Below are 25,046 nucleotides of genomic sequence, written 5' to 3'. Positions count from 1 at the left end.
ATGGCTTTCCGTGGATCGACCGGGGTTGTCGGCGCGGTGACCGGAGGGCGGGGAAGCGCACATCGAAACGTAAGAACCCGTGCCGCCCGGCCCCGGGCTGGGGCGGGAAATAATGGGGGCGTGACCAATACCTTGCACGGGCTGGCGGAGCTGGTGCTCGCCGGGCCGCAGTACCGCACGAGCGGCACGATCCGGCTGCGCATCACCGACGACGGGTTCGCCACCGTGGCGGCGCCGGATCTTCGTGTCACCGCCGGCGCGCTGTACGCCGGGGACCGGCGCATCGACCTGGCCGGGCGGACGATCGGCGAGGTCGCGGCCGAGGCGGGAGTTGAGCCGGGGGCGCCGGAGGGGCTGTACCACGACGGCTCGGGCGCGGCCGCGGGCGACGCCATCGGGCTCGACGGAGCCGAAGGGATCCTGGCCGCGTTCACGGCCGGCGACCGGGCGCTGCGGGCGTTCGAGCCGGGCGCGACGCCCGTGCTGTGGCCCGAGCACTTCGACGTCGGCATCTCGATCGACGAGGTGAACTACGGGATCTCGGCGGGGGACAGCGCGATCGGCGAGCCGTACGCGTACGTGGGGCCCTGGAAGCCGCGGACGGGCGACTTCTGGAACATGCCCTTCGGGGCCGCCCGGCCGGTGCGCGAGGTGGCGGACCTCCTGGCGTTCTTCCGCGAGGGCCGCCGGCGAGCCGCGTCCTAACCGAGCCAGCCGGGGCGGACCAGGCCGGCCTCGTAGGCGAAGACGACCAGCTGCGCGCGGTCGCGGGCGCCGAGCTTGATCATCGCGCGGCTGACGTGGGTCTTCGCGGTGGCCGGGCTGACGTACAGCTTGGTGGCGATGTCCTCGTTGGACAGGCCCGCGCCGACCAGGGCCATCACCTCGCGCTCGCGGTCGGTCAGGGTCTCCAGGGACATCGGGGCGAGCGGGGCGCGGGAGCGGCTGGCGAACTCCTCGATGAGGCGGCGGGTCACGCCGGGGGACAGCAGCGCGTCGCCGGCCGCGACCGCGCGCACGCCGCGTAGCAGGTCGACCGGCTCGGTGTCCTTGACCAGGAAGCCGCTGGCGCCGACGCGCAACGCCTCGAAGACGTACTCGTCCAGGTCGAACGTCGTGAGGATGACGATCCGCACGTCGGCCAGGCGGGCGTCGGCGGCGATCTGGCGGGTCGCCTCCAGGCCGTCGAGGACCGGCATCCGGATGTCCATGAGGACCACGTCGGGGCGGGTCTGGACGGCCCGGCGCACCGCCTCGGCGCCGTCGGCGGCCTCGGCGACGACCTCGATGTCGGACTGGGCGTCGAGCAGGGCGCGGAAGCCGGCCCGCACGAGCGCCTGGTCGTCGGCCAGCAGGACCTTGATCACGGGTTCGCTTCCTCACGCAGGGGGATCGTGGCGCGGACCTCGAAGCCGCCCTTGTCACGGGGGCCGGCCTCGACGGTGCCGCCGAACGTCGCGGCGCGGTGGCGCATGCCGGCGATGCCGTTGCCGGCCTCGGAGGTGCCCTCGCCGCCGGTGCCGTCGTCGGTCACCACCAGGCTGAGCGAGCCCGGGGCGTAGCCGACGACGACCGTCGCCGAGGCGTCCGGGCCGGCGTGGCGGCGCACGTTGGTCAAGGCCTCCTGCACGATGCGGTACGCCGCCCGGTCCACCTGCGGCGGCAGCGGCCGCGCGGTGCCGACGGTGTCGACGCTGACCGGCAGCCCGGCGCCGCGCGCCTCGCCGGCCAGGCGCTCCAGGTCGGCCAGGCCGGGCGCGGGGGTGCGCGGCGCCGCCTCGCCCGGGTTGAGCCCGGCCAGCACGGCGCGGGTCTCCTTGAGCGCCTCGGCGCTGGCGTGCTTGATCGCGGTGAGCGCGACCCGGGCCTGCTCCGGCTGCTCGTCCATGAGGTGCAGCCCGACGCCGGCCTGCACGTTGATGAGCGACAGGTGGTGGCCGATGACGTCGTGCAGCTCCCGGGCGATGAGCAGCCGCTCGTCGCTGGCCTGGCGGCGGTGCTGCTCCTTGCGGGCCTTCTCCTCCTCGGCCCGCGCCAGGGCGTCGGCGTGCGCGCGGTCGCGGGCCATCTGGGTGTACCGCGCGGTGCGCACCCGCGCCGCCTCGCCGAAGAACGCGATGACGACGCACCACACGCCGACGGCCACGAGGCGGGCGACGGAGGCGTGGGGCAGGACGAGTACCACGAAGGTCGTATAGGCGGCGACGACGCCGATCCAGGTCAGCCAGCGCAGCCCCGCGGACAGGGCGCTGAAGACGGCGATGATCGCCGCGATGAAGCCCGGCCCGTCGGGGTACAGCTGCGCGAAGTAGGCGACCGTCGCGCTCAGCGCCCCGGCCAGCGCCAGCAGCGGGGCCTTCTGCCGGAAGATCAGCGCCGCCGGCCCGGCGATCAGCAGCAGGTAGCCGGTCTGGTCCAGCGCGTGCGCGGTGCTGCCGTAGGCGGCGGCGCGCGTGCCGAAGACCTGCAGCAGCGCGATGAACACGGCCAGCGGGATCGGGTGCGGGCCCGCCCAGCGCCGGCCGCGCCGCCGGTCGATACGGTGCTCGATCCGCTCGAAGCGCCGCTCGAGGCGCGCGGCGCGCAGCTCGGTGTGCCACGGCGCGTGTCTCACCCGACAAACGGTAGTTGAGGGGGCCGACCAGCGGCATCGCCTCCCCGGCGCGGCGGCGTGTACTCCCGCGGGAGTACACGCCCGGCCCGGCTGCGCCGCCGGGGGTAGCGCACGAGCCGTCCCCGGTGCGACGCGCGGGGGCCCGCCGACCGGCACGCTGGAGTCCATCAACGGAAGGGGGCTTGGGACACATGAGCGGGAACATGGCCGGCGAACGGGTGCGCGCCTCGGACGAGGAGCGCGAACAGTACGCCAACATGGTGCGGGCCGGCATGACCGAGGGCCGGCTCACGCTCGAGGAGGGTGAGGAGCGGCTCAGCCAGGTGTACGCCGCGCGGTATCGCGACGAGCTGCCGCCGACCACCGCCGATCTGCCCGAGGGGGGCCGGCGCGGGCTGTACGAGACGCCGGAGGCCAAGGAGCGCTTCGCCCGCGACGGCCGGCGCCACGTGTGGGGGCACGCGGGCTTCGTCGCGGTCGTCGCGGCGGCGCTGACGGGGCTGTGGGTGCTGTCCGGCGCGCACTTCTTCTGGCCGGCGATCCCGCTGTTCTTCATGGTGTTCGGGCTGGCCAGGCATGCGCGCTGGCGGGCCTACGGCGGGCACCACCCGCGCTTCGGGCGGGGCCGGTGGGGCCACGGGCCGGAGCACTGGGCCAACCAGGGCTGGGGGCGCGGACCGTGGGAGGCCGCGTCGGACCGGCAGGGCTGGGGCCGCTGACACACCCACCGGGGGCCGCCGCGCGGACGCGGCGGCCCCCGCCGACCCGGGAAGGGACGCAGCAGTGTTCGCAACCTCGTACTTCGAGCTCAAGGGCCGGGTCGCCGTCGTGCTCGGCGGGCCCGAGGGCGTGCCGGCCGCGGTGTGCCGGCTGTTGGCCGCGCAGGGCGCGCGGGTCGCCGTCGTCGGCCCGGACGAGGCGGCCCTCGCCGACCTCGTCGACGAGCTGCGCTGGGGCGGCGCGGAGGCGGTCGGGATCGTCTCCGGCGGTACCGACGCGGCCTCGATGGACGCCGTGCGCGGCAGCGTGTTCGCCGAGCTGGGCCCGCCCGAGATGCTGTTCGTGCTGCCGTGCACCGCCGGGTCCGGCGGCTGGCAGCGCACCGTCGACAGTGGACTGACGGCCACGTTCCAGGCGCTGCAGGCGTTCCTGCCGGCGATGGCGGAGGCCGGCGCCGGCGCGGTGGTGACGCTCGCGCCGAGCGGGCCGGACCCGGCCACCAACGCGGTCGGCGGCGGCGTGACGGCGCTCACCCAGCACTACGCCCGGCTGGTCGCCGGGGCCGGGGTGCGGGCGAATGTCGTGTCCTGGACACCGCGCGACGCCACGGTCGACGACGCCGCCTTCGCGGCCCTCTACCTGGCCTCGGACGCCGCCGGGCGGATGACGGCAACGACACTCGACGTTGCGGGCACATTGATGCGGCTGTAGATCCTATGTACGAATGACCGTCCACCTGGGATAGTCATGGGCCATGATGGGCTCGTCGCACGCGCTTTCCGGGGCGGCCGTCTGGTTGACAGGATCGCTCGCGCTGGACCAGTTCGGGCACTTCCACCAGACGCCGCTGCAGCTCACCGTCGGCACCGCGATCTGCGCCGGCGGCGCGCTCCTGCCCGACCTGGACCTGTCCGGGCGGGTCACGCGCGGCAAGGGCGGGGCGACGGTCGCGCACACGTTCGGCGTGTTCTCGCTGTTCCTGGCCGAGTGCATCGAGAAGTTCTCGCTCGGTGTCTACAAGCTGACCCGGATGAAGTACGACCCGCCGCGGCGCAACGGCCACCGCACCCTGACCCACACCATCGTCTTCAACGTGGGCGTCGGCTACGGCACCCTGGCGCTGTGCAACGCCTACGGCAAGTGGGCCGTCATGGGCGTGCTGTTCTTCGCCTTCGCGCTGGCCCTGCGCGGGCTGTTCGAGAAGTGGGCCGAGCGGGCCGGCTGGGTCATCGTCACGCTGGCCGCGGCCGGTGCGGCGTTCGTGGTGTACGAGCGGCTGCCCGGCGACCGCGGCTACCCGCTGCTCGGCGTCGCCGTCGGCGTCGGCGGCCTCATCCACCTGGCCGGCGACATGATCACCCGGCACGGCTCGCCGATCCTGTGGCCGATACCGACCGGGCGGCGGATGTGGCGCTGCTTCGGCCTGCCGCACTCGGTCGCGCTCACCGCCGGCGACAAGACCGAGACCGTCTTCCTGCGCACCGTCTTCGCCACGGTCGCCATCTTCGCCGGCGCCGTGCTGCTCGCCCCGATCCTCATGGACCGGTTTAACATCGCGCTGTGAGCGCCAGCGCCGAGACCCGGCTCGTGATCGTGATGCGGACCGACCTCGGCATGGGCAAGGGCAAGCTCGCCGCCCAGGCCGCGCACGCCGCCGTCGCGGCCGCGATCGCCGGCCTGCGCTCCCCGGCGTTCGCCGACTGGTGGGCGGCGGGGCAGCCGAAGGTGGTGCTCAAGGTGCCCGACGAGGACACGCTGGGCCTGGTCGTGGCGGCCGCCGAGGAGGCCGGCCTGCCGGTCCAGGTCGTCCACGACGCCGGGCGCACCCAGGTCGCCGCCGGCACCGCCACCTGCTGCGCGATCGGCCCGGCCCGCGGCGACGCGCTGCACCCGGTCACGGGGTCGCTGTCGCTGCTGTGACGCGAAACGGCCGCCCCCCAGGCGCGGGAGCGGCCGTCGTATGTGTCAGGTGTCAGTCGGCGAGGTTGACGATGCCCTGCGCCCAGCGGAAGTACTTGTTGGTGCCCAGGTCGCGCACCGTCTTGATGTTGAAGGCGGCGAGCAGCTTCTCGGCGTCGCCCTCGCTCACGCCGGCGATCGCGGTGACGGGGGCGTCGGCGAGCTCCTGGGCGCTCTTGCCTTCCCACTCCTTCATGAGCTTCTTTTCCAGACCCAGCATGTTTCGCTCCTTCTCTGTTGAGATCGGCGCCAGGCTACGTCGCGGGCCTACGGCCTGCAACGTGAGGGTGCCCGGACGAGTGTGCCGTTCTGCTTGCCACATCGGGCGTTTCGCGGAGATGATCGGCTGATGAACAGCCAATGGGGGCTGACGATCCCGCTCGCCGGGATCCCGTTGCCCGACCACGCGGCGTTGCTGTCCACGCTACCGGATCTCGGGTACACGGACGTGTGGTCCTCGGAGGTTGCCGGGACCGACGCGTTCACCCCGCTGGCGCTGGCCTCCGCCTGGTCGCCGGCGCTGCGGCTGGGCACCGCGATCGTCCCCGTCTACACCCGCGGGCCCGCCCTGCTGGCGATGCAGGCGGCGACCCTGGCCGAGGCCGCGCCCGGGCGCTTCGCCCTGGGCATCGGCGCCTCCTCGCCCGTCGTGGTCGGCGACTGGAACGCGGTGCCGTTCGAGCGGCCCTACGAGCGCAGCCGCGACGTGCTGCGCTTCCTGCGCTCCGCGCTGGCCGGCGAGCTCGTCGACGGCGGCTTCGACACGTTCGCCGTGCGCCGGTTCCGGCTCGAGCGGGCCCCCGAGGTACCGCCGAAACTGCTCCTGGCCGGTCTGCGGGGCCGCATGCTGCGCCTGGCCGCGGCCGAGGCCGACGGCGCGATCCTCAACTGGCTGTCGGTCGAGGACGTCGCGACCGCGCGGGCCGAGCTGGCGGCCGCGCCCGAGGGCTTCGAGGTGGCCGCGCGCATCTTCGTGTGCCCCACCGATGACGCCGAGGAGGCCCGCGCGACCGGGCGCCGGCTCATCGCCGCCTACCTGACCGTCCCCGCCTACGCGGCCTTCCACCGGTGGCTGGGCCGCGGCGAGGTGCTCAAACCCATGTGGGACGCGTGGGCGGCCGGCGACCGCAGGGGCGCCCTCGCCGCGATCCCGGACGAGGTCGTCGACGCGCTCATCGTGCACGGCACCCCGGCGCACTGCCGCGAACACGTGCGCCGCTACGCCGAGGCCGGCGTCACCACTCCCGTGATCGCGCTGCTGCCGACCCGGGACCTCACCGCCGGCGGCGCGCCCGCGCTGCTGGCCACGCTGCGCGAGCTGGGGGGACGGTCGTGAGGCTGGACGGGAAGGTCGTCGTCATCACCGGCGCGGCGGGCGGCATCGGCAGCGCCCTCGCCCGCCGCTTCGCCGCCGAGAAGGCCGCCGCGCTCGTGCTCGCCGACCTCGACGGCGACGCCGCCGCCGCGCTCGCCGCGAGCCTGCCCGGCGAGGCCGTCGGCGTCGAGGCCGACGTGACCAGCGAGGAGCAGATCGCCGAGGTCGTCAGCGAGACCCTTGAGCGCTATGAGCGCATCGACCTGTTCTGCGCCAACGCCGGCATCACCAGCGGCGCCGCGCTCGAGGCCAGCGACGAGGTGTGGGCGCGCACGTGGGCCGTCAACGTGCTGTCCCACGTGTACTCCGCCCGCGCCGTCCTGCCCTCGATGCTCGATCGCGGGTCCGGGTACCTGCTGCACACCTGCTCGGCCGCGGGGCTGCTGACCGCCGTCGGCGACGCGCCGTACGCGGTGACCAAGCACGCCGCCGTCTCCTTCGCCGAGTGGCTGTCCATCACCTACGGCAGCCGCGGCATCCGGGTCAGCGCGCTGTGCCCGCAGGGCGTCGACACCCCGATGCTGCAGGAGGGCCTCAAGGCCGGGCACATCGGCGCGAAGGTCACCGCGGCCGGCGGCGCGGTGCTGTCCGCCGAGCACGTCGCCGAGACCGTCGTGGCCGGCCTGGACGCCGAGAAGTTCCTCATCCTGCCGCACCCCGAGGTCGCCAGGTACTACCTGCACCGCGCCACCGACACCGACCGCTGGCTCGCCGGCATGCGCACGCTGCGCGACTCCCTGTCATGAGGCCCCCGGACGTGCTGCAGGCGGCCCTGGACGTGGTCGTGCCGTTCGTCCGCGCGCGGTCGGGCCGCACCGTCGTGGGCATCTGCGGCCCGCCGGCGGCCGGCAAGTCCACGCTGTCCTCGGCGCTGGCCGACGCCATCAACGTCCACGATGGACTGTCCAGCGTGGCCGTGCCGATGGACGGCTTCCACCTGTCCAATGTGGAGCTTGAGCGGCTCGGCCTGACCGAGCGCAAGGGCGCGCCGGAGACGTTCGACGCGGCCGGGTTCGTGCACCTGCTGCGCCGGCTGCGGGCCGGCGAGGACCTCGTCTACGCCCCCAGCTACAGCCGCACCCTGCACGAGTCGATCGGCGGCGTGATCCCGGTCCCCTCCGACGTGCGCGTCATCGTCGTGGAGGGCAACTACCTGCTGCTGCCGCACGGGCCGTGGGCGTCCGTGCGGGACCTGCTCGACCTGGTCCTGTACCTCGACGCCCCCGACGACGTGCGCCAGGAGTCGCTGGTGCGCCGGCAGCTGGCGAAGGGGCTCGACCTGCCGCAGGCGCGGGACTGGGTGTACCGCAGCGACGAACGCAACGCCGAGGTCATCGCGGCCACCCGGGACCGCGCCGACCTCATCCTGTCGCGGGGAGGCTGAACAGCCTCGTGGCGTTGCCCCAGCACACGGCCGTGCAGCCAGGTGTCGCCGAGGCGGTTCCACCCTTTGATATTGCCCGGCCTTTGCGGTTCGATCGGCAGTTGTGGACGTTCTTGTGACCGGCGCCGCCGGGAGCATCGGCTCCGCGGTCTGCCGCCGCCTCGCCGCCGCCGGCATCCGGATCCGCGCTCTGGTGCTGCTGGACGAGCCCGTCGAGCACGCCTGGCGCACCGTCGTCGGCGACGCGGGCGATCCCGCGGCGGTGGCGGACGCCGTCGGCGACGGCGTGGACGCGGTTGTCCACCTGGCCGCGCTGCGCAGCCCCGAGATGGGCACCCCGGAGGAGGTCTTCGCCGGCAACACCCGCGCGACGTTCGTCGTGCTGGAGGAGTCTGCCCGCCGCGGCGCCCGCCGCGCCGTGATCGCGAGCAGCTACTCGATCCTCGGCCTGCGCTTCTCGCCGCACGAGCTGCACCCGGCGTACTTCCCGATCGACGAGGCGACGCCCCTGCAGGTCGAGGACCCGTACTCGCTGTCCAAGCAGGCCGACGAGGCGACCGCCGCGATGATGCACCGCCGCTACGGCACCGACGTCGTGGCGCTGCGCTTCCCCTACACGGCCGGCTGGCCGGAGCTGGAGGCCATGGCCCGCCGGTGCCGCTCGGATCCGTCGGTCATGGCCCCCGACTCCTGGTCGTACCTGCACGTGGACGACGCCGCGGAGGCGGTCTTCCTGGCCCTGACCCGTCCGGTGACCGGCTTCCACCCGGTGTTCCTGGCCGCTCCCCGGACGATGGACCCGCGTCCCACGGCGGAGCTGATCGCCGCCCACCACCCGGACGCGCAGGTGCGCCGCCCGATCGCCGGCCACGGCACCCCGATCGACACCGCCCGGATCGAGCGCCTCCTGGACTTCCGCGCCACGCGCCTGCTCGACGTGCCCCCGCTCTAGGAGGGCCCTACCGGCGGCGGTGCCAGCGCAGCGGGCGCGGGTCGAACGTCCACAGCAGGCGGCGCCACCAGGGGCGGCGGGCGCGCAGGCCGGCCACGTACGCGGTGGCGTGGGCCGCGGCCCGGGCCGCCTGGGGCTCGCCCGGACCGGCGTCCGGCGTCGCGAAGGCGGACGCGTTCACCAGCAGCGCCAGGTCGGCCAGGTCGTCGGCGGGCGGCGCCGACGGGCGCAGCGGGCGGGCGCCGGCGTGGGCGCGGGGCTGCGCGGCGGTGGCGGCGTAGCGGGCGACCTCGCCGGCGGTGAGGTGCGGCGGCGCCGGGCGGCCCGCCTGGCGCAGGCCGACCAGGACCTCGTGCCACGCGGCGTCGATCCGCGCGGCCGGCGGGCCCTCGCTCAGGCGGCGCCGGCGGCGGCGGGAGAGCACCAGCGGTACCGCCGCGAAGAAGCCCGCGACGAGCAGGAACACGGCCGCGGCGGTCGAGGCGGCGATCAGCGTGGCCGAGCCGCCGGCCGCGGCCGGGGGCGGGGCCGGCGCGGCCGCGGAGTGCGACGCGGCGGCGGATGCCAGGTCCGACGGCGGGGGGACCGACGGCGGGGGCGGCTGCGACGCGGGCGGCTTCGGGCGGAAGTCGCTCTCGACCGGGCGCTGGACGGTGTCCGACTTCGGCAGCGGGTCGAACGCGACCCAGCCGAAGCCGGTGAACTCGACCTCCGGCCAGGCGATCGCGTCGCCGCCGCGGACGGCCTTGTCGTCCTTGTGGGTCTCGAAGCCCACGGCCACCCGGGTGGGCAGGCCGGCGAGGCGGGCCAGCACCGCGAACGCGGCCGTGAACTGCTCCGACGTGCCCTTCTGGCCGCCCGTCGCCTTGTTGCCGAAGAGGAAGTGCTCGACGTTGGGGTACGCGTGGCCGCTCGGGGCGTCGCCGACGAGCTTGTAGTGCTCCTCGAGCCACTGCTGGATCGCGAACGCGCGCTGGTACGGGTTGGAGACGCCCTCGCCGAGGTGGGCCGACAGCTGGGCGATCGAGTCGGGGACCTTGCCGGGCAGGGCCAGGTAGCGGGCGGCCTCCTCCGGTGCCGGGACGTCGGCGGCGAAGAGCGCCTGGTCGTCGGGGCGGGGGCGCTGGCGGGACGTGACCGTGTAGGTGAGGCCCTTGCGCAGGGCGTCGTTCAGCGCGATCGTGCCCGTGTCGGCGTCGTAGGCGACGCGGACGCCCTCGACCTTCTGCGGGGTCGCGGCGGCCGGCAGCAGGCGGCCGTCGAGCTCGTCGATCGTGATCGTCTGGGTGATCTCGGGGCCGTCGCCGTCGGGGCGGCCCAGGACGCGGCCGGCGTTGCGGTACACCGAGCCGATCCGCCAGGTGATGCCGTCGTAGTCGTTGAGCACGGCCAGGCGGATCAGCGGCTGCGCCACGGCGCCGGGGCCGGGCGTGACGGTGGCGTCGAAGAGGTGCTGGTGCTTGTTGAGGTTCCAGCCGGACAGGCGCACGAGCGGGTTCTCGTCCAGCGCGTCCAGCTGCGGCGGGGTCACGTAGTTGCGGGGGTCGACCGGGGTGTCGTTGCCCTGGCCGGCGACCGCCGGGCCGAGCAGCTGCGACAGCACGATGACGACGGCCAGGCCGGCCGCCGCGCCGGCGCCGACGCGCAGGCCCAGCGTGCGCCGCTGCGGCGTGGTCAGGGCGTCCGGGGCGAAGTCCGGGCGGGCGCTGGCGATCAGGCCGACGATGGCGAACGCGGCGTACGCGAGCGGGATCCACGCGGTGGCGCGGGAAGCGGCCGTGTCGGGGCCCACGAGGTACAGGGCGCCGCCGAACAGCAGCGTCGGCGGCGCGTACGACAGCAGCACCCGGCCGTAGCGCACGCCGACCTCGGCCGCGGCCAGGCCGGTCAGCCACGTGGCGATGACCGGCAGCAGCACCGTGTCCGGCTGCGGCTCGATCGGGATGAGCGCGGTCAGCAGCCGCGGGATGCTGTTGCGCAGCGCCTCGCGGGCGATGTCGGGCACGGCGCCGGAGATCTGGCCGGCCTGCGCCGAGACGCGCACCGTCACGTACACCATGACGACCAGGCCGAGCACCGACGCCGGCGCGGCCGTGTACGCCGGGAGCCGCCGCACGGCGACGCTGACGAGCACGGCGCCGGCCGCGGCGACCGTGGTGAGCAGCGGCAGCAGGGTGCCGTTGTAGATGGGGGCGAGCGCGAACCCGGCCAGCACGAGCATGCCCAGGATCGAGACCGGGACGAGCAGCCGCCTCACCACGACTGGACCCCGTCCCAGGCGGCGGCGAACTCGGCGCCGTCGCGCACGGCCAGGACCACGACCCGCTCCAGCGCCGGGGCGGCGTCGCCGAACACGCCCGCCACCAGCGTCGGGTACGCGGTGCGCAGCGCGCTCACGTGTGCCAGGTCCGGGTCGCCGGTGAGGTACACCAGCGTGTCGCCGAGCCGCTGCGTGCGCAGCGAGGACACCGCCGTGTCCGACATCGGCGCGAACGCGGCCTCGGCCAGCAGGTCGAGGTAGTCGCGGGTCGACGAGCCGGCCGCGTGCGCGCCCGAGAGCAGGCGCAGCGCGATCGGCAGCTCCTCGCGCAACGCCGCCAGGATCAGCGACGCCGCCGCCTCGCAGGCCGACTCGAAACGGTCCGGGTCCGCGTACGAGGACGGGCGGTCGTCCAGGAGTACCACCAGGCGGGGAAGGCTGGTATCCAGCTGCTCGCGCACCATCAGCTCGCCGACCTTCGCCGACGTGCGCCAGTGCACCCGGCGCAGCTCGTCGCCCACCACGTACTCGCGCAGCGTGTCGAACGTGATCGTCCCGTGCGGCACCCGGTCGTCGCGGCCGTCGAGGGAGCGGGTCACGCCCGTGGGGATCGCGGAGAGCCGGTGCACGCGGGGGTACACCCAGACCCGGGCCGTCCCGCCGTACGCCCGCGCCAGGTTCAGCAGGCCGAGCGGGTCGCGCCGCACGACGCGCAGCGGCCCGATGGCCACGACGCCGCGCCGGGCGGTCGGCACCGCGTACTGCGCGGTCGTCTCCCCGCCGGCCTTGAGCCGCAGCAGCGGCACCGGGATCGACGCGTCGCCGCACCGGTCGTGCGCCACCAGGGTCGCCCCGCGCATCCGGCTGGTGTTGCCGACGCGCAGCGTGACCGTGCTCGACTCGCCGCGCATGACCCGGTCGGGGTCCACGGCCCGGGCCACCGTCAGCTGCGGGCGCCACCAGACGTACACGAACGCGAACACCAGCGCCGCGACGCACGCGGTGCCGAGGACGACCAGGTGGGGGTACCCGAAGACGAGCCCGACGCCGAGCAGCGCCACGGCCGCGACGCCGAGCCCGGCTCCGCGGGCGGTCAGGCGCATCGGCTCAGGCCGCGACGGGCGACGGCACGGCCACCGTTTCGAGCACCTGGCGCACCACGTCGGCCGGCGCCACGCCGCGCACCTGGGCGTCGGGGGAGAGGACCAGCCGGTGCGCGAAGACCGGCTCGGCGAGGGCCTTGAGGTCCTCGGGCACGACGTACCCGCGGCCGTCGGTCAGCGCGTAGGCGCTCGCCGCGCGGGTCAGCGCGATGACGCCGCGAGGGCTCACGCCGATGCGGATCTGCGGGTGGGCCCGGGTCGCGTTGGCCAGCCGCACCGCGTAGCCCAGCAGCGGGTCGGCGATGTGCGCCCGCCGGGCCAGCCGCACCAGCCGCGCCACGACCTGGGTGTCGGTGACCGGGTCGAGCGCCTCGGGGGAGCGGGACACGGCGCCGCGCAGCACCTCGATCTCGACGGCCTCGCTCGGGTAGCCGACGGCGAGCTTCATGAGGAACCGGTCCAGCTGCGCCTCCGGCAGCCGGTAGGTGCCGTCCATCTCGATCGGGTTCTGGGTCGCCACGACGAGGAACGGCCGCGGCACCCCGTGACGCACGCCGTCGACGGTGACGTAGCGCTCCTCCATGACCTCCAGCAGCGCCGACTGCGTCTTGGGGGAGGCCCGGTTGATCTCGTCGGCGATGACGATGTTGGCGAACACCGGCCCGGGGTGGAACTCGAAGCCCCGGGTCGCCTGGTTGAAGATCGTGACGCCGGTGACGTCGGAGGGCAGCAGGTCGGGCGTGAACTGGATGCGCCGCCACTGGCCCTGCACGCTCGCCGCCATGGCCCGGGCCAGGGTGGTCTTGCCGACGCCGGGCACGTCCTCGAGCAGGACGTGCCCCTCGGCCAGCAGCGCCGTGATGCTCAGCCGCACTACGTGCGGCTTGCCGAGCACGATCGACTCGATGTTGCGCGCGAGGCGGCCGATCAGCTCGGCCGCCGCGCCGACCTCCTCGTTGCTCGGCGGGCCCTGTTCCGTGGACAGTTCAGGCGAGATCACGACGCTCCATCAGCATTGCTTCAGCGGCCCCGTGCCGCTGGGCAGATCGAACCAGGCGTACGGAATGTAGTTCTCGCCCTGGAACTCGATTTTGATCCACTGGTTGGTGTTCTTGCCACCGTACGGCGTGGCGTTGATGCTCTGGGGGCCCGTGGTCCAGCAGATCGCGACGTAGCTCTCGCCGTTGAACACGTCGTTGACCGACGTGCCGTTCTGCGACGGCGTCTTGTACACCCAGATGCCGCCGCCGCTGGCGCCCTTGCCGCAGTAGCTGGGCGTGTTGCAGACCACGGTCCCCTTGTACACCGGGGTGCTGATCGAGCCGTTGCCGCTCGCCGTCATCCCGGCGCCGTTGGTGATCGACACGGTGTACGTGTAGGCCGTGTTGGGCCACAGCCCGTTCAGCGTCAGCGAGCCCGAGCAGGTGCCCTGCGTGCTGCCGCCCCCGGCCACGTCGAGCCGGCAGGTGCCCGGCGAGCCGCCGTCGGTGGCGGTGAAGTGCACCGTGATCGAGTTGAGCGCGGCGGTGTCGGCCGCGTCGTCGACGGTCATCTTCGGCGCCGCCAGGGTCGTGCCCGAGCCGGTCGCCGCCGGGCCCTGGCCCGCTTTGTTGACCGCCTTGAGCTGGATGGTGACGGCCTCGGCGTCCTTGAACCCGCCGAACTCGTGGGTGAGCGCGGTGTCGATGGTCTGCTTGGTGCCGTTGACGGTCGCCTCGTAGCCGGTGATCGTCGCGCCGTTGTCGGCCGGCGCCTTCCAGGCCGCTACGACGGTGCCGCGCTTGCTGGCCGACGCCTTCACGGTCAGCGACGCCGGCGCGCCCGGCTTGTTGAACGGCACCACCGACGGGCTCAGCGGCGACTGCTCCGAGCTCGCGCCGATGTCGTTGATCGAGGCGACCTTGAACGCGACCTGCGTGCCGTAGGGCAGCTCGCCCGCCTTCACGGTCAGGGCCGGCGTCGCGGACTCGAACGTCTTGGCCTCGGCGGTGGACACGGTCGTCACGATGTACTTCGTGATCTTGTGGCCCTGACCGTTGGCCTCCGGCCACGTCACCGCGACCGTGCCGTCGGGGTTGGCGGCCGCCGCGACGCTCGCCGGCGGGTCCGGCACGTCGCGGGTCGGCACCACCGGGTTGGCCGCCTTCTTGGGCCCGTTGCCCTTGGCGTTGACCGCGTAGACCGTGAACTTGTACGTCGTGCCGTTGGTCAGCCCGGTGACGTCCAGCGAGCGCTGGCTCGCCCCGACCTCGTGCGGCGGCTGCCCGTCGCCCTCGACCACGTACTTCGTGATGGCGCTGCCGTTGGCCGGCGCCGCGGTCCAGGTGACCCGCGCGACCGTGTTGCCGGCGACCGCGGTGACCCGGGCCGGCGCGCCGGGCGGGCCGACGGGCGGCTTGGCCGGCGGCGGGGGCGGCGGCTCGGGCGGGGCGTCGCCGCCGAGGACGTCGTTGGTGTACTTGTTGACGCTCGTCACGTGGTTCTTGCTGTCCACGACCGACGCCGTCGAGCCGCCGGGCGCGTTGATGAACATGCGGTCCTCGCGGACCTCGAGCTCCAGGGGCTGGCCGCCGGCCTGGATGCGGATCGGGTCGAGGGCCTTGCCCTGCCCGTCGAGCACGTAGACGGTGCCGCTCGCGTCGTCGGCGCAGTAGAACCGGCCCGACCAGGCCACGCACGGCTGCAGCCTGGGGCTGTCGCCCGGCACCGCGAAGTCGGTGACCTTCTCGTTGTTCACGACGTACACGTGGGCGCCGTCGACCACGGTGACCGGCACGTCGGCGCCGACCGTCCGGCCGGGCATGGCGCCCTCGCCGGTCAGCTTCAGCGGCACCTTCTTGACCTCGTCGCCCCGCAGCGTCGTCAGCGTCGTCTCGGTCTTGTCGAGCACGGCGACGCCGGAGTCGAGGATCGACAGCGCCAGGTCGTGGCTGGGGTCGGCCACGCCGACGGTCCGGACCTTCACCGGGTTGCCGGTGAACCCGCCGCCCTGGCCGCCGCCCGGCGACGGCTTCATCTGCGGCGCGGGCTCGATCGCCACGACCGTGCCCTCCGACGGCACCAGCAGCCAGAGCCGGCCGCTGTCGTCGAAGGTGCCGGCCGAGATGCCCGGCGGGAAGCTCATCGTCTCGCCGACCGGCAGCAACGTGGCCGGGTCGAGCTGGCGGACCTGCCCCTGCACGGTGTCGACGATGAACGCGGTGTCGTCGTGCACGGCGACGCTCACGCCCAGGCCCGGCGTGGACTGCGTGGTCGCGCCCAGGCTCAGGCTCGTCAGGTCGAGCACGCTGATCTTGCCGGAGTTGAGGTCCCGCAGGATGACGAACCGGTCGCTCTGGGTCACCTGCATCGTGTGCCCGGCGGCATCGGTGATCTTCGTGCGCGTGTCGACCTTGCCGGTGACCCCGTTGACCCGGGCCACCTCGCCCTTGTCGGTGCTCCACAGCCAGGCGCTGACGTCGAAGCTCGCCACCGCGTGGTTGGCCGCGCCGGTGCCGAACAGCGTGAGCCCGAGCACCGCCAGCAGTGCCACGACGGTGCCGAAGGTCACGAGCGCGCCGCTCTTGCGCGAGCGCAGGTTCAGCTGCATCTGCTCACCTTCCCGGCCCCCTCCGGCGAAATCGGCGCCATCATATTCCCGTCGATGTGTGGATGGGCACCCGCAGGTTACTTGCGCTTGGTGCAGGCAAGATCCGACAGCTGCACGTCCTGCGTGCCGTAGACCGCGGCCACCGTGAAGCAGTAGTCCAGCTTGGGGTTCAGACCGCTGATGGTGTACTTCGTGGTGCCGGCCGGCAGGCCCTGCAGCTCACGCATCGATCCCTGGCTGCCGCCGGCCACGACGAACGGCACGGTGCCCGGCGACGGGTCCTTCCACGTGAGCGTGATGCTCGTCTTGTCGTCCTTGACCTTGAGCTCGCGCGGCGCCCGCGGCCCGCCGATCGTGGCCTTCGACGGCTCCGCCGCCGCGCTCGACGGCGGCGCCGTCGTCGGCGGCGCGGCGCTCGTGCCCGGCCGCGCCGCGAAGAACGCGACGGCCGCCGCGGCCCCGCCGCCGAGCACCGCGACGATCACGATCACGAGGATCGCGACCATCGGCGAGCGCCGCCGCCGGGGCACCTCGTCGATCGGCAGCGGCGGCGCGGTGGCCGACGAGGGCGCCGGCGCGACCTGCCACGACGGCCCCGACATCGGCTCGTAGTCGGCCCGCTGCAGCACGCCGGGCGCGGTCCGCTGCCACGGCGCGGGCTGGTAGTCGTTCGCCGGCGGTTGCTGCTGCAGCAGCCGTTGCCGCTCCTGCTCCTGCAGCTGCTGCAGGGACATCGTCGGCTGCTCGTCGTCGCGCGGCTGGGGCCGGTAGATGGGCGGCTGGCCGTACGCCTGCAGCGGCGGCAGCGGGGGCACGGGCGTCGGCGGCGGCGAGACGGGCTCGTCGGGCAGCACCGGCTCCTCGACGGCCGTCGCTTCCTCGACGGGCGGCCGCGGCTGCGGTACCACCGGTTGCGGCACCGGCGGCGCCGGCGCTGCGGGCTGCGGAGCCGGCGGCGCGGGCGCCACGGGTTCCGGCGGCGCCGGCCGGGCCGGGGTGTTCGCCGGCCGGCTGACCGGGTCGAACGTGACCGGCGGCGCCGCCTCCGCGGCGGCTTCGGGCTCCGGCAGCCCGAGATACTCGCGGGCCGCCCGGATGCTCGGATGCGACGCCCCGAGCACCGCCGGCCCGAGCTTGACCAGCTGGTTGTACCGCCGCTTGGCCTCGAACACGTTGCCGAGCTCGTCGGCGAGCCGGGCCAGCTCGAACGACAGCCCGAGCATGACCGCGTGCCCGTTGCCGAGCCGGTTGTACCCGGCGTCGAGCCCCTCCTCGAGCACCCGCCGCGCCTCGGCGAGCTCCCCGAGCTCGACGTGGTACCGCGCGAGCTGCCCGGTCGCGGCCAGCACGTCGGGATCGTCGCGCCCGAGCGTCATCGCGGCGGCGTCGAGCGCCTGGTCGAGCAGCGCCAGCGCCCCGCGCCGGTCGCCTTGCGAGGCGATCGCGTGGGCACCATGCAGGGCGTTGGCCAACTGGGCGGACGAGGACACGCGGATACTCTGCCCTGTCCGCCCTGCCGCCCGCCACCCGGTAGGGCGCCGTTTGGCCTGCCGCGCCCTGCCGGGGAGCCCGTCAGCGCGTCCCTCGATACCGGGCCTCCGGGTCCGCGGCGCGCCGCGCCGTCCCACGATCGGCGCGGGGTCCCCGCCCGACCGGGCGGTCTCGGCCGTCCATAGGTCCCGTCGTCCGGCGGCGCCTGGCCCAACGATCGATACTTGTCGGATGGCGAAGGAAACGCTGGGCCCGCTGCCCGGAGCGCGCGAGGGCCGCGACCCGTCCCGCGCGATCAAGCGCGGCCCGAGCCGGGTCCCGCCGGAGGAGGTGGCGGCCAACCAGCGCGACCGCCTCTTCGACGCCCTCGTGCACACGGTCGCCGAGAAGGGCTACGCCAACGCCACGGTGAGCGACATCTGCCGCGCCGCGGGCGTGACCCGCCCCGCGTTCTACGCCCTGTTCGCCGGCAAGGACGACGCCCTCATCGCGACGTACCGCCACGGCACCGACCTGCTGCTCAAGCTGATGGAGGACGCGTACCGCACCGAGGTCACCTGGCGCGACGGCGCCCGGGCGGCCCTGCGCATCATGCTGCAGGTCCTGGCCGAGCTCCCCGCCTTCGCCACGACGGCGGTGGTGGAGATCGACGCCGCCGGCCCGCACGGCCGGGCCGAGCGCGTCCAGCTCCTGCGCCGCTTCGACCGCTTCTTCGCCGACGCCCCACGGGCGGCGGACCTGCCGATGCCGGAGGAGCTGGTCGAGACGATCGTCGGCGGCATCTACGCCACGGTGTACCGCTACGTGGCCGCCGGTCGCGTGGAACAGCTGCCGGCGCTGCTGCCGACGCTGTCGTACTTCACGCTCGTCCCGTTCGTCGGCCCGGAGGAGGCGGCCCGCGAGCTGGGCACCCCGTCGTCCTCGTCGCCGGCCAAACCGGCGGAGTGCCGAATCGCGCCGTAATGCGCTTCTCGACAAGTCGGGCGCTCCGCGCCACGACTTGTCGGACTTATACCCCGGCTGGCGCTAAAAAGGATATTTCGGTAACGTCCGATTTGCCGCCCGGACATTTCCCATTTGCGATTTCAAGCGCTCGGCGAAATAGCGACAGTGGTCCCTCCGCCCGTTACGCGATTCGTGAACGCCGTGTTACGCGGCCACGCCGTAACGCGGCGACGTCCCGTTGCGCCGCGACTCCGAGTCGGGCCGGGTGGTCGTCCGGCCGCCCCGCTGGACAAGGCGCGCGGCGGAGGCGAGGCGCGGGGCGCACCTTGGTGGTCGGGCCCGCGGCGGCGGTGGGGCGCGGGGCGATGGTGCGGCGCGGCGGGCGGGCGGCGGCGGTGGGGCCCGCGGCGATGGTGCGGCGCGGCGGGCGGGCGGCGGCGGTGGGGCGCGGGGCGATGGTGCGGCGCGGCGGTCGCGCGGCGGCGGTGGGGCGCGCGGCGATGGTGCGGCGCGGCGGCGGTGGGGCGCGGGGCGATGGTGCGGCGCGGCGGTCGCGCGGCGGCGCGGCGCGAGGTGGTGGCGAGGCGCGCTTCGGGTTCGCGGCGAACGCGCCCTGCGTCACATCGGCGAACGCGCACTCCAGCGATCCGCACACCCGGCGCCGACCAGTGCCGCCACGACCTGCGCGCGGCCGGAAGTCCGGCGCCGCATCCGCCCCCGTCCGGCGCCGGTCGCGCGGCGACCCGTCGCGGCGTACATACGAGGAGAGGTGTCGCGCCGTACATACGAGTAGGTACGGGGCATCGAAACGCGGGCGGTTCAGGTGGACAGGGACGTGACCAGCAGTACCGCACCCTCGGCCGCCGAGTCGAAGGGCTCCCGCGAACCGGCCGCGCGCGCCAGTACATAGCCGCCCTGGATCGTGGCCACCACCGCGGCCGCGATCGCCGCCGGGTCGGCGTCCGGGCGCAGCTCGCCGCGGCGCTGGCCCTCCGCCACGATCCCGGCGAGGCGGCCGCGCAGCCACGCGAACGTCTCCTCGACCGGGGCCCGCAGCTGCGGGTCCGCGACCAGCTCCGGGTCCGCGGCGTGGCGGCCGATCGGGCAGCCGCGCAACGCCTCGCGCTCCCGCCGAAGGTACGCCGTGATCCGCGACAGTGCCGTCCCCGGCGCCCCGAGCACCGACTCGGCGCGCTCGCGCTCCGCGGCCGCCGTGCGGGACAGCGCGGCGACGGCCAGGTCGGCCTTGCCGGCGAAGTGGTGGTACATGCTGCCCTGGCCGGCGCCGGCGCGCTCCTGGATGGCCTTCGGGCTGGTCCCGCCGTACCCGCGCTCCCACAGCAGTTCCTGCGCGCTCTCGACGAGCCGTTCACGTGCGTTCACGCAACGAAGCCTACGAGCCGTTCACGCAGCGGGACCTACGAGCAGGTGCACGCCACGAAGCCTGCGCAGCGAGGGCTATGCCGTGCGCGGGCGCAGGCGGCCGGGCAGCGCCGAGCGCTGATGCGGCACCCGCGGCTGCGGCAGGCGCTGCAGCGCGGCCCGGAACGTCCCGGGCGACTGCCCGGTCTCGCGGGCGAAGAAGCGGCCGAAGTTCGTCGGCTCCTCGAACCCCAGCTCGCGGCCGACGTCGGCGACGGGCAGGGTGCTGGTGGCGAGCACCCGCTTGGCCTCCAGGGCGACCCGCTCGTCGATGAGCTGCTTCGCGCTGCGGCCCGTCACGGCGAGGCTCGCCCGGGTCAGGGTGCGCACGGAGCAGCGCAGGTGCTCGGCGTAGTCCTCGACCCGGCGGTGGCGCACCTCGCGCTCCAGCTCCGCCCGCAGCAGGCCGATGAGCAGGTCGGCCGGCGTGCGCCGGGGCGGCGGCGCGAGCGCGGCGATGCGCATGAGCAGCACCGCCATCGAGTGCGCGAGCAGGGTGGCGCCGAACGGGGTGCCGCCGTAGCGGACCTGGTCGACGCCGATCTGCGCGATCTCGGCGACGATGGCGTCCTCGTCCTCGCCCGTCGGCTGCCAGCACGCGGGCGCGAACGGGTCGGTGACGAGCTCCGGCAGCGGCAGCTCGGGCAGCAGGCGCGGCGAGAACGTCAGAACCGTCGCGTCGAAGCCGGCCTGGACGCCGAACTGGTGCACCTGGCCCGGACGGCCCCACAGCAGCGTGCCCGGGCGGCAGGCGTACGTCACGAAGTCGAGCCCGTGCGTGCCCTGACCGGCGCTGACCAGGATGACGACGTGGTCCAAGGTCCGCACGGGAGATCGGCCCATCGGCAGGTCGCTGAGCCGAGCCGCGCCGACGGGGTCACCGGAAAGCCCGCGGAAACTGACCATGACCAGCCCGACTGTACCGAAGACGGGCCAATCGGCAACTCATACCCTGATACCCGCGACGGCGAGCTCGGCGATGCGGACCTCCTCGAATGCCGAACCCATCTGCGTCAGCTGCTCCGGCGTGAGCGAAGCGTGCAACTTCGGCAGCATGGCCGTCTCCTCGTGCTCCTGGTGACGGCGTACCGCGGCGATGAAATCTTCGAGGCGATCCTCGAACTGCGGCCCCTGGGGTGAGATCCGCTGCAGGTCGTGCAGCAGCCGCTCGGCCTCGTGGTGCTCGTCGGCGCCGTGGTGCGCCTCCTCCTGCGCCTGTGGGTCCAGCTCGGCCAGCACGGGGTACACCTTCTGCTCCTCGGCGTGGCTGTGTGCGGTCAGGCGGGCGGCGCACTCGTCGAGCAGCAACTGGCGGTCGCCCGTGCCGGAGCGCAGCCGCTCGAAGAGCTGCTCCATGATCCGGTGGTCGTTCGTGATCAGCGTGACGGCGTCGGAAGCCATGTCCCCTCCTAAGTTCGTCCCCTCCACGGTCGCGCGTCACGGGGCGCCGTCGCCAGGAAATGGGCGAAACGGTCGCTCGTCGTGCGCCGTGGTGCAGGTGAACCGAAGATCGGAGGATGAGGCGGTACCTGTACGTGCCCGGTCAGCGCCCCCTGGTGATCGACGATGTGGCCATCGGCGAGCCGGACGGCTGGCTGTGGCTGCCGCCGGGCGGGGCGGGCCTGCGCGCGGTGCGCCCGGCGATGCGCCCCGACCTCGCCGGCGTGTGCGCGTCCGCGGCCGAGTCGGCCCCGGAGCTCGCCGCGCTCGCCGCGGCGCTGGCCGAGGCCGAGGACGCGTGCGGGATGCCGGTCGGCCGGGTGAAGGTCATGCCGGTGGTGGAGACGGCCGCCGGAGTGCTCGCCGCCGCCGAGCTGGCCCGGGCCCCGCGGGTCGTGCGGCTGCTGCTCGGCGAGGCGGGCCTGCGCGCGCAGCTGCGCCTGTCGCCCGGCCCGGACGAGCGCGAGCTGCTGTGGCTGCGGTCCATGGTCGTGGCGGCCAGTGCCGCGGCCGGCATCGCCGCCCCGGTGGCCGACGGATGCCCTGATGCGGACCGGTTCGAAGCGTCCGGTGCGGCCCTGGCTAGGCTTGGGTTCGCCGGCCGGCTCTGCGCGGGCGCCGGCGAGCTCGAGCGTACCGAGGGGATATTTGCCGCCGGATGAACATTGTCGGCAGAAAATATTTCTGAGCGACAATGAGTGACGCCACGTGTTGTCGACACTTCAGACAGTGTTGTTACGGCAACGTAAAGTTCATGGCGCACGCCGATCGGATCCATCGGAATCCGTCAGTCGAAAATCCCGCGGAAGCAGCCGTTTGGGTCCGTACGGGTTGGCTAACATCCGGCGAACGGATGAGCGGGAAACAGGCGATCGTCGCTGGACATGGTCCATCGGTATTGACATGGATCGGCCGAGCTGTGATTGTGCACAACGTCGAAGCGAGAGCCGGTGTATGAGGTGCTGATCGCGCCTGTGCCGGCTCGGACCGCTTCCGACGTGCATTGTCAATCTCGGATGCCTGCGGGGACTTTTCGTGACCCAAAGCCAGAGCTCGCTGCCCGTGCCCGCCCAACGGCAGGGTCGCGACCCGCGGCAGAGCACCGAGCGCCGGCCCACCCGACACACCGCCGCCCTGGCCCGCCGCGACGGGCTGCCGCCGCCGCGCACGGGTGAGAAGCGGGGCCAGCGCGCCGGCCGGCGCATCGTCGACCAGCTGCGTCTCATCGTGGCGCTGCCCCTCGTCGCCGTCGTCGCGTTCGCCGGCGTCGCGTTCGTCTCCACCGTGCAGGAGGTGAGCCGGGCGCGCACCCTGCAGGACCTCGCCGCGCTCGCCACCAACGCCGGCGGCCTCGCCCACGCGCTGCAACGCGAGCGGGCCGCCGCCGTCAACTACGTGCTGAAGAACGACGCGACGCTGCTCGACGCCTTCCAGCAGCAGGTGCTGCTGACCGACGACGCGGTGAACGTCTACCAGCAGCAGCGCAAGAGCCTCTCCGGCGGCGGCGACTCCGACACCCTCGGGCGCATCGACACCGGTCTCGGCGCGCTGCACGGCCTGCGCGACCAGGTCCGCAACGACAAGCGCGCCTCGGTGTCCGCGATGGCGTTCAGCTACCGGATCCTCATCGCCGACCTGCTGGCGTACCGCGAGTCGGTGGCCCGCTCCGGCGCCCCGACCGACCTGGCCGACGAGATCCGCGCCGCCGCCGCCCTCTCCCGCGCCGCCGAGGCGGTCGGGCAGCAACAGGCCGCCGTGCTGCGCGCGCTCGCCGCGGGCCAGCTGACGCCGGCGCTGCAGCAGGAGATCATCTCGACCCGCACGAGCTTCATCGAGGCCACGGTCTCGTTCAACCAGCTCGCCCCGGCCGAGTGGCGCACCTGGTACGAGCAGTCCGGCATCGGCGACCAGGTCGTCGTCGCGCAGCGGCTGCAGGACCAGGTCGGGCGCACCCCGGTCGGCACCCCGATCGGCGGCCTGGACTCGGCCACCTGGATCAACGCGATGTCCGGCTGGGAGGGCCTGCTCTACGGGGTCGAGAAGCAGGTCGACCAGAGCATCGAGCAGTCCGTGTCGGTGGTCCACGACGACCAGATGACCCGCGCCGCGGTGCAGAGCGCCGGCGTGGCGGTCGTGCTGCTCGTCGCGATCGTCCTCACCGGTTTCGTCGCCCGGCGCCTGACCCGGCGCCTGCGCTACCTGCAGGACGCGGCCCGCACCGTGGCCTACGAGCAGCTGCCGGCCGTCGTTTCCGAGCTGCGCGCCGCCGCGCCCGGCACGGTCGACCCCGACGAGGTCGCCGACCGGGCGTCCTCGACCCTCGCGGTGGCCGGCGCCGACGAGGTCGCCGACGTGGCGCAGGCCTTCCGCGCGGTACACCGGGAGGCCGTCCGCATCGCCGGCGAGCAGGCCGTCATGCGCTCCAACGTCGCCGAGATCTTCGTGCACCTCTCCCGCCGCGAGCAGCGACTGGTCGACGCCGTGCTCGCCCAGGTCGACAAGGTCGAGCGCGACGAGACCGACCCCGACCGCCTGCAGGAGCTCTACCAGCTCGACCACCTGGCCACCCGGATGGCCCGGATCAACCTGAGCCTGCTGGTGCTCGGCGGCTCCGGCGCCGCCCGCGTGCGCCGCGAGGACGCCCCGCTGGGCAAGGTGCTGCAGGCCGCGATCTCGCAGATCGAGCACTACGTGCGGGTCCGCTTCGGCAGCGTCGACGACGACGTCGCGGTCGTCGCCGAGGCGGTCGACGAGATCGTGCACCTGCTCGCCGAGCTGCTGGACAACGCGACCGGCTACTCGCCGCCGGAGTCGGAGGTCTGGGTCACCGGCCGGGCGCTGGGCGACCGGGTCATCGTGCAGATCGTCGACACCGGCGTCGGGCTGTCCCCGTCCCGGCGCGACCAGCTCAACCAGCTGCTGAACCACCCGCCGGCGATCGACATCGCCGCCGTGCGCGCCATGGGTCTCACCGTGGTCGGGCACATCGCCGCGCGGTACAACATCGCCGTGCAGCTGCGCCCCGGCCAGCACACGGGCACCCTCGCCGAGATCGTCCTGCCCAAGGACGTGTTCCGCCCGATCCTGGCCTCGGAGCGGGGTCCCCAGCTCGCGCCGGTCACCGTCGGCGCCGGGACGCCCGGCAACGGGGCGGGCCGGCCCAACGACCTGTTCACCCCGCAGCCGCGGCCGTCCGAGCCGAGCCTGTTCGAGGTGCCGGCCCAGCAGTGGGCGACCCAGGAGCTGTCCACGGTCCCCGCGGGGCAGAACGGCTTCCTCGCCGCGACCGGCTCCCAGCCGACGCTCGCCGGGCAGCCGGGCGTGTATCAGCCCCCGGCGTACCCGCCGCCGCCCGCGCACGCGACCCCGCCGGGCCCCGGCATGTGGCCGCCATTGCCCGAGCCCACGGTGCCGGCGGTGCTCGCTGCGGCCGAGGACGACGGGATGGAGCTGCCGATCTTCCAGTCGGTCAACGGGTGGTTCCGTACGGAGACGCCGCCCGGGCTCGGCACCGACGACACCGTCGTCGCCGAGCCGATGAACTGGGAGTCGGCCGCCGACGCCGGCTGGCAGGCGGCGGCGCAGGCCGCCACCCCGGAGGTCACCGCCACCACGTCGTCGGGCCTGCCGGTCCGCGCCGCCGGGCGCCACCTCGTGCCGGGCGCCGCGGAGCCGGTCCAGCGGCCCGGCACACCGATCCAGCCGGCGACGCCGAAGCGCGACCCCTCGCGGGTGGCGGCGGCCATGTCGGCGTACGCACGCGGCGTCGCCAACCGGCGCCCGCAGGGCTGA

General features: G+C 74.1%; 23 protein-coding genes. 12 read left to right on the top strand and 11 right to left on the bottom strand.

Features of this window, described 5'->3' with window-relative positions:
- The first annotated feature begins 120 nt into the window (after positions 1-120).
- Positions 121-705 carry a hypothetical protein gene (locus tag ACQEVU_RS39805; protein WP_433333049.1) on the top strand — a complete coding sequence of 195 codons (585 nt, stop codon included), beginning with the start codon at positions 121-123 and terminating at the stop codon, positions 703-705.
- On the opposite strand, the gene ACQEVU_RS39800 is transcribed toward ACQEVU_RS39805, so the two are convergent.
- Both ACQEVU_RS39800 and ACQEVU_RS39795 read right to left on the bottom strand, forming a co-directional pair.
- Positions 702-1,367 (bottom strand): response regulator transcription factor, encoded by a 666-nt coding sequence (locus ACQEVU_RS39800; protein WP_433333047.1) that lies wholly within the window; start codon positions 1,365-1,367, stop codon positions 702-704. The genes ACQEVU_RS39805 and ACQEVU_RS39800 overlap by 4 nt on opposite strands.
- Positions 1,364-2,614: a sensor histidine kinase gene (locus tag ACQEVU_RS39795; RefSeq protein WP_433333045.1), complete on the bottom strand. Its 1,251-nt coding sequence runs from the start codon at positions 2,612-2,614 to the stop codon at positions 1,364-1,366. The genes ACQEVU_RS39800 and ACQEVU_RS39795 overlap by 4 nt, the downstream gene beginning before the upstream one ends.
- Positions 2,615-2,805: 191 nt before the next feature.
- On the opposite strand from ACQEVU_RS39795, the gene ACQEVU_RS39790 reads away from it, so the two are divergent.
- The 4 genes from ACQEVU_RS39790 to pth2 all read left to right on the top strand — a co-directional run bounded on the left by ACQEVU_RS39790 (position 2,806) and on the right by pth2 (position 5,254).
- Entirely contained in the window at positions 2,806-3,333 is a 528-nt protein-coding gene (locus ACQEVU_RS39790; RefSeq protein WP_433333043.1) for a DUF1707 SHOCT-like domain-containing protein, read from the top strand.
- 64 nt (positions 3,334-3,397) lie between these two features.
- Positions 3,398-4,045 (top strand): SDR family NAD(P)-dependent oxidoreductase, encoded by a 648-nt coding sequence (locus ACQEVU_RS39785; RefSeq protein ID WP_433333041.1) that lies wholly within the window; start codon positions 3,398-3,400, stop codon positions 4,043-4,045.
- Positions 4,046-4,088: 43 nt separating this feature from the next.
- Entirely contained in the window at positions 4,089-4,898 is an 810-nt protein-coding gene (locus tag ACQEVU_RS39780; protein WP_433333039.1) for a metal-dependent hydrolase, read from the top strand.
- Positions 4,895-5,254, top strand: coding sequence for a peptidyl-tRNA hydrolase Pth2 (gene pth2 / locus ACQEVU_RS39775; protein WP_433333037.1), 360 nt, complete (start codon positions 4,895-4,897; stop codon positions 5,252-5,254). Before ACQEVU_RS39780 ends, pth2 begins: the two co-directional genes overlap by 4 nt.
- Before the next feature lie 52 nt (positions 5,255-5,306).
- Here the strand turns inward: pth2 and ACQEVU_RS39770 are convergent, their stop codons facing one another.
- Positions 5,307-5,513: a hypothetical protein gene (locus ACQEVU_RS39770; protein ID WP_433333035.1), complete on the bottom strand. Its 207-nt coding sequence runs from the start codon at positions 5,511-5,513 to the stop codon at positions 5,307-5,309.
- A gap of 147 nt (positions 5,514-5,660) precedes the next feature.
- Between ACQEVU_RS39770 and ACQEVU_RS39765 the strand changes: the two genes are divergently transcribed.
- From ACQEVU_RS39765 to ACQEVU_RS39750, 4 genes are all read left to right on the top strand, one after another.
- Positions 5,661-6,629: an LLM class F420-dependent oxidoreductase gene (locus ACQEVU_RS39765; RefSeq protein ID WP_433335256.1), complete on the top strand. Its 969-nt coding sequence runs from the start codon at positions 5,661-5,663 to the stop codon at positions 6,627-6,629.
- The gene (locus tag ACQEVU_RS39760) at positions 6,626-7,414 is read left to right on the top strand and encodes an SDR family oxidoreductase (protein ID WP_433333033.1); all 789 of its coding nucleotides are present in this window, start codon (positions 6,626-6,628) and stop codon (positions 7,412-7,414) included. Before ACQEVU_RS39765 ends, ACQEVU_RS39760 begins: the two co-directional genes overlap by 4 nt.
- Positions 7,411-8,052: a nucleoside/nucleotide kinase family protein gene (locus ACQEVU_RS39755; RefSeq protein ID WP_433333031.1), complete on the top strand. Its 642-nt coding sequence runs from the start codon at positions 7,411-7,413 to the stop codon at positions 8,050-8,052. Before ACQEVU_RS39760 ends, ACQEVU_RS39755 begins: the two co-directional genes overlap by 4 nt.
- Positions 8,053-8,155: 103 nt before the next feature.
- Positions 8,156-9,004 carry an NAD-dependent epimerase/dehydratase family protein gene (locus tag ACQEVU_RS39750; RefSeq protein WP_433333029.1) on the top strand — a complete coding sequence of 283 codons (849 nt, stop codon included), beginning with the start codon at positions 8,156-8,158 and terminating at the stop codon, positions 9,002-9,004.
- Positions 9,005-9,011: 7 nt separating this feature from the next.
- Here the strand turns inward: ACQEVU_RS39750 and ACQEVU_RS39745 are convergent, their stop codons facing one another.
- The 5 genes from ACQEVU_RS39745 to ACQEVU_RS39725 all read right to left on the bottom strand — a co-directional run bounded on the left by ACQEVU_RS39745 (position 9,012) and on the right by ACQEVU_RS39725 (position 17,446).
- A complete protein-coding gene (locus tag ACQEVU_RS39745) occupies positions 9,012-11,264 on the bottom strand; it encodes a DUF3488 and transglutaminase-like domain-containing protein (RefSeq protein WP_433333027.1) in 2,253 nt (750 codons plus the stop codon).
- Complete coding sequence (locus ACQEVU_RS39740) at positions 11,258-12,367, bottom strand: DUF58 domain-containing protein (RefSeq protein WP_433333025.1); 1,110 nt, start codon at positions 12,365-12,367, stop codon at positions 11,258-11,260. The genes ACQEVU_RS39745 and ACQEVU_RS39740 overlap by 7 nt, the downstream gene beginning before the upstream one ends.
- Before the next feature lie 4 nt (positions 12,368-12,371).
- Complete coding sequence (locus tag ACQEVU_RS39735) at positions 12,372-13,367, bottom strand: AAA family ATPase (RefSeq protein WP_433333023.1); 996 nt, start codon at positions 13,365-13,367, stop codon at positions 12,372-12,374.
- Positions 13,368-13,376: 9 nt separating this feature from the next.
- Positions 13,377-15,956: a fibronectin type III domain-containing protein gene (locus tag ACQEVU_RS39730; protein WP_433333021.1), complete on the bottom strand. Its 2,580-nt coding sequence runs from the start codon at positions 15,954-15,956 to the stop codon at positions 13,377-13,379.
- Positions 15,957-16,033: 77 nt separating this feature from the next.
- Positions 16,034-17,446 carry a tetratricopeptide repeat protein gene (locus tag ACQEVU_RS39725; RefSeq protein ID WP_433333019.1) on the bottom strand — a complete coding sequence of 471 codons (1,413 nt, stop codon included), beginning with the start codon at positions 17,444-17,446 and terminating at the stop codon, positions 16,034-16,036.
- Positions 17,447-17,678: 232 nt separating this feature from the next.
- On the opposite strand from ACQEVU_RS39725, the gene ACQEVU_RS39720 reads away from it, so the two are divergent.
- Entirely contained in the window at positions 17,679-18,410 is a 732-nt protein-coding gene (locus tag ACQEVU_RS39720; RefSeq protein WP_433333017.1) for a TetR/AcrR family transcriptional regulator, read from the top strand.
- 801 nt (positions 18,411-19,211) lie between these two features.
- On the opposite strand, the gene ACQEVU_RS39715 is transcribed toward ACQEVU_RS39720, so the two are convergent.
- The 3 genes from ACQEVU_RS39715 to ACQEVU_RS39705 all read right to left on the bottom strand — a co-directional run bounded on the left by ACQEVU_RS39715 (position 19,212) and on the right by ACQEVU_RS39705 (position 21,215).
- On the bottom strand, positions 19,212-19,775 hold the full coding sequence (locus ACQEVU_RS39715) for a TetR/AcrR family transcriptional regulator (RefSeq protein WP_433333015.1): 564 nt from the start codon (positions 19,773-19,775) through the stop codon (positions 19,212-19,214).
- 75 nt (positions 19,776-19,850) lie between these two features.
- Complete coding sequence (locus ACQEVU_RS39710; RefSeq protein WP_433333013.1) at positions 19,851-20,720, bottom strand: helix-turn-helix domain-containing protein; 870 nt, start codon at positions 20,718-20,720, stop codon at positions 19,851-19,853.
- 39 nt (positions 20,721-20,759) lie between these two features.
- On the bottom strand, positions 20,760-21,215 hold the full coding sequence (locus tag ACQEVU_RS39705) for a hemerythrin domain-containing protein (protein WP_433333011.1): 456 nt from the start codon (positions 21,213-21,215) through the stop codon (positions 20,760-20,762).
- Positions 21,216-21,331: 116 nt separating this feature from the next.
- On the opposite strand from ACQEVU_RS39705, the gene ACQEVU_RS39700 reads away from it, so the two are divergent.
- Together ACQEVU_RS39700 and ACQEVU_RS39695 are read left to right on the top strand one after the other, a co-directional pair.
- Entirely contained in the window at positions 21,332-21,916 is a 585-nt protein-coding gene (locus ACQEVU_RS39700; protein ID WP_433333009.1) for an aldolase/citrate lyase family protein, read from the top strand.
- Between the two features lie 373 nt (positions 21,917-22,289).
- On the top strand, positions 22,290-25,046 hold the full coding sequence (locus tag ACQEVU_RS39695; protein ID WP_433333007.1) for a sensor histidine kinase: 2,757 nt from the start codon (positions 22,290-22,292) through the stop codon (positions 25,044-25,046).

This window comes from Dactylosporangium sp. CA-139066 (assembly GCF_050936175.1).
In the GTDB taxonomy this organism is placed as follows: domain Bacteria; phylum Actinomycetota; class Actinomycetes; order Mycobacteriales; family Micromonosporaceae; genus Dactylosporangium.
This window is presented reverse-complemented; position numbering and strand designations above follow the sequence as displayed.